The sequence below is a fragment of the Streptomyces sp. genome, assembly GCF_050698815.1.
GTDB lineage: Bacteria > Actinomycetota > Actinomycetes > Streptomycetales > Streptomycetaceae > Streptomyces.
Map to the genome: position 1 here is coordinate 1 of NZ_JBOHCV010000448.1, position 3,710 is coordinate 3,710.

Below are 3,710 nucleotides of genomic sequence, written 5' to 3' on the forward strand. Positions count from 1 at the left end.
ATCGACAGCACGATCCGGACCTTCTCCTCCGCCGGCAGCACCGGTGGTTTCGGCATGAACGATCAGACTCCTCACGTGATCAGACCCGCAAGCAACGGGCCCTGCCACAAAGTCTGACGCGCGACACGATCGGGGCGGCGCGGAAGAGACTGTTCATGACGGACACGTTCTTGAGGTCGAGTTGGGCTGCCGCCTGGGCTGTCACGCCGACGACGATCCACCCGTTGCTGAACAGGCCGCGGCCTTGTGGATCGTGGGGGTTTTGTGGGACAGCCTGACTGATACGCCATCACATAGCGCTCTGGCCTGCGGAAACTTCCGGGAACCCGACGGCCTCCGGAGCCGTGTGCGCAGGTTCGAATCCTGCCGGGGGTACTCCTTCTGAAGTACCCAAACGCCCTGCGACCAGCTTGGATGCTGGGAGCGGGGCGTTGTCGTGTGTGCAGCCGCATGCCGTCGCATGCGGCTGCACACACAGCAGGTCCCCGACCAACTTCCCTGGCCGGGGGCCAAGTTGCCTGCTATCGGTGCGGAGGCGGTGGGATGGCGGGAGATCGGCGGAACGCCCTCAGTCGGCGGCCCAGGCGTCCTCGATCGGAAGGGGATGCCCGAGGACGTCGGACGCGGCGCGGTGGCCGGAGCGGAGCGCCGCGTTGACCGTCGCGGGATCCTCGGTCCACGTCGCCTCGCCGGCGAGATGCAGCACGCCGCCCACAGGGGTGGCGAGAAGGTCATGGTCTTCGGGCGCCGATCCCACGGTCATGTACGCGTACGACCCTCGCGAGTAGGGGTCGTCCTGCCACGAGGTCACGTGCACACAGGTGGGGTCCTCGACGCGGTCGCCGTAGAGCCGGCGCAGTTCGCGGAGGACCGAGTCGACGATCTTCTCCTGCTCCCATCCTCGCGTCTCCCGCGCGGCCGGACCGGCGGCGAACGTGAGGAGCGTCGGCTCGCCATGCAGGGCGGTGAGGTCGTACCAGGAGTGCCACCAGACCCCGCTGGGCCCTTGCTGACGGATGCCGTACACCTCGTCGTCCCAGAACTTCGAGCGGAAACGGAGGAAGACCTTCTCGAAGGCGTTCATCTCCAGGCGTGCCACCGCACCGGCCACCGGTTCGGGCAGCGGGGGTTCGATGCTGAACTCCGCGGACTTCAGCACCCCGATCGGGACGGTGACCACGACACGGTTCGCCGTGAACACGCCGTGATCGGTGGTGACCTCGACTCCGTCGGATGACCAGTGCACCGAGGTGACGACGTGCTCGAGCCGAACGTCGAGTCCCGTCGCGAGGTGTGTCGCGAGGGCGTCGTAGCCGTCGGGGAAGACGACCTCGTCGCCGTCGATCGAATCGTCGTCGAGCCCGTGCGCGTCGAGCTCGTCGATCCAGACGCCGTACTGCTCCTCGGTCCGATGGCGCAGGTACTCGCGGACGCGCTCGGCGCGTTCCGCCCCCCAGCCCTGGGCGGCCAGGGCCGTCTCGACCGCCTCGCCGTACGAGCGCCCCGGCGCCATGGCGGCCACGACGTGGGCGAGCTCGGCATCCACCGCGCCGATGTCGGCCACGAAGCGCTCCACCTCGTCGTCGGTGAGACGAACGCCCGAGGGACCGTAGTACGCGATGGGCCGGCTGTACGGCTGGTACCCGCCGACCGTGAACTCCGCGGTCCGCAGCCCGAATGCGGCTGCCGCTGCGGCGACCGGGCTGTCGGTGACCCCATGGATCCAGGACGCGCCGAGGTCCGTGACGACCCCGCCGTCCCGGTCGCTCCACACACGTCCGCCGATGCGATCGCGAGCCTCGAGCAGGACGACCCGCTGACCGCTCCGGGAAAGCAGTCGTGCCGCGGTCAGTCCTGCGATACCCGCACCCACGACGACCGTGTCGACTCGATCCATCGCACGCACCCCCTTCTCGGCGCGCTTCGCGCGGCGCACCCGGTCAGGGTAGTGGGCGGTGCAGCCTCTCGGTCGGTCCCATAGCCGCGTACCGAGCAAGGTGCCTCGTAGCTCAACGCCCCGCACAGAGACGGCCGTGGAGAGCGAAGGGATGCTCTGGCCTGTCCCGTACCGCCTCGACGTCGACAGCGCCCGCGACCGACGCGGACTGGGACACGTGGGGGGCGTATGGGCGCTGGCGCCGATTTACTGGCCGGAGGACCACCCTCGAAGACGAAAGGCAGTATACCCCTAAGGGGTATACACTTCTTGACTGTGGCCCTTCCCGGGCCACAGCAGACGAGGATGGGGACGAAAAGGTCATGGACCACGCTGACCGCCAGAGCGCATCCGCCCAAGACCACGCCGGCCACGGTGATCAACTGCCGGGCGGCGCGCCCTGGGGCACCGCGGCCAAAGCGACGCTGCACTGCCTGACGGGCTGCGCCATCGGCGAGATCCTCGGCATGGTCATCGGCACCGCCCTGATCTGGGGCAACGTGCCGACGATGGCTCTGGCGATCACCCTGGCGTTCATTTTCGGCTACTCCTTCACCCTGTTCGCGGTCCTCAGAGCGGGCGTGAGCTGGAAGGCCGCCATCAAGGTCGCGCTGGCCGCCGACACCGTCTCCATCGCGGTGATGGAACTGGTCGACAACGGCATCATCGCCGTGGTGCCCGGCGCGATGGAGGCCCATCTGTCCGACGGGTTGTTCTGGTCGTCGCTGCTGGGCGGCTTCGCTGTCGCCTTCGTCATCACCACTCCGGTCAACAAGTGGATGATCGGCCGCGGCAAGGGCCATGCCGTCGTCCACGCCTACCACTGAACCTCCGTCGCCCTCCATCGACTCGGAGGCGACTCGTCGGCACCAGCCTTGCCCCCCGCCAAGCGTGCCGAGACGGCTACGGGCCACCCGTCGCCGATGATCGTGCTCGGGCCGCTCTTCTGACTTCGAGGCGGCTTGAACCCGCAGTGCGCACCGGGAGGTCGAGGAAGGGCGGGCACGGTGACAGATGCATTCGGAGTGCTCGCCGCACTGCTGGCTGTCGTGGCGATGACCCCGGCGGTGGCACACGTCCTTGAACTGCCCGGCAAGCTGCGCCTCAGCCGCGCCGAGTACGTAGTGGTCCAGCGGATCTACTACCCCGGGTTCACCATCGCGGGGGTCGGCGAGTTCGCGAGCATCATGGTGACAGCGCTGGCGCTGGCGCTGACCGAGGCCGGGGGTATCGACTTCCCGCTGCGTGCGGTCGCGCTCGCGGCCCTTGTGGGGATGCAGGCGGTCTACTGGCTGCGCGTGCACCCTGTGAATGGGTTCTGGCTGGAGGGGGCGGCTCTTGACCGGTTCAGCTCTGGTTTCTTCGCTTTCGGAGCGGGGCGCCGGGGTGCCGGCCGCGAGGCGCGTGCGGAGTGGACCGAACTGCGGGCCCGCTGGGAGTACGGGCACGCCACGCGTGCGGCGCTTGCCGTCGTCAGCGTCAGCTTGCTCGTCATCGCGCTGGTCTGAGCGCCCACCCGCTGGGAACCACCCCGAGCCCATCACGGCCTGACGGATCTACGCGCGAAGGGAGGGGCCGCACCCGGCAAGTGCGGCCCCGTGCCCGCTACTTGCCGAGCAGCTTGTCCATCTCCTTGATTTCGGCGGTCTGCGACTTGGTGATGTCCTGAGCCATGTCCTTGGCGGGCTTGTAGGAGCCCTTCGACTTCTCGGTGTCAGCCATCGAGACGGCGCCCTTGTGATGTTCGACCATCATCTTCAGGAAGGCGGTGTCG

The 3,710-nt window shown here is 68.3% G+C and carries 4 protein-coding genes and 1 tRNA gene; 3 read left to right on the plus strand and 2 right to left on the minus strand.

The window, feature by feature from the left end; genetic code table 11:
* Positions 1 to 304: 304 nt before the first annotated feature.
* Positions 305 to 375: transfer RNA gene (locus tag ACRDP3_RS16330), tRNA-Arg, on the plus strand.
* Positions 376 to 568: 193 nt separating this feature from the next.
* Here ACRDP3_RS16330 and ACRDP3_RS16335 read toward each other — a convergent pair.
* Positions 569 to 1,936 (minus strand): flavin monoamine oxidase family protein, encoded by a 1,368-nt coding sequence (locus ACRDP3_RS16335; protein ID WP_431517684.1) that lies wholly within the window; start codon positions 1,934 to 1,936, stop codon positions 569 to 571.
* A gap of 323 nt (positions 1,937 to 2,259) precedes the next feature.
* On the opposite strand from ACRDP3_RS16335, the gene ACRDP3_RS16340 reads away from it, so the two are divergent.
* A complete protein-coding gene (locus ACRDP3_RS16340) occupies positions 2,260 to 2,763 on the plus strand; it encodes a DUF4396 domain-containing protein (RefSeq protein WP_431517685.1) in 504 nt (167 codons plus the stop codon).
* A gap of 180 nt (positions 2,764 to 2,943) precedes the next feature.
* Positions 2,944 to 3,444, plus strand: coding sequence for a hypothetical protein (locus tag ACRDP3_RS16345; protein WP_431517686.1), 501 nt, complete (start codon positions 2,944 to 2,946; stop codon positions 3,442 to 3,444).
* Between the two features lie 97 nt (positions 3,445 to 3,541).
* On the opposite strand, the gene ACRDP3_RS16350 is transcribed toward ACRDP3_RS16345, so the two are convergent.
* Positions 3,542 to 3,697, minus strand: coding sequence for a DUF305 domain-containing protein (locus ACRDP3_RS16350; RefSeq protein ID WP_431517687.1), 156 nt, complete (start codon positions 3,695 to 3,697; stop codon positions 3,542 to 3,544).
* Positions 3,698 to 3,710: the final 13 nt, after the last annotated feature.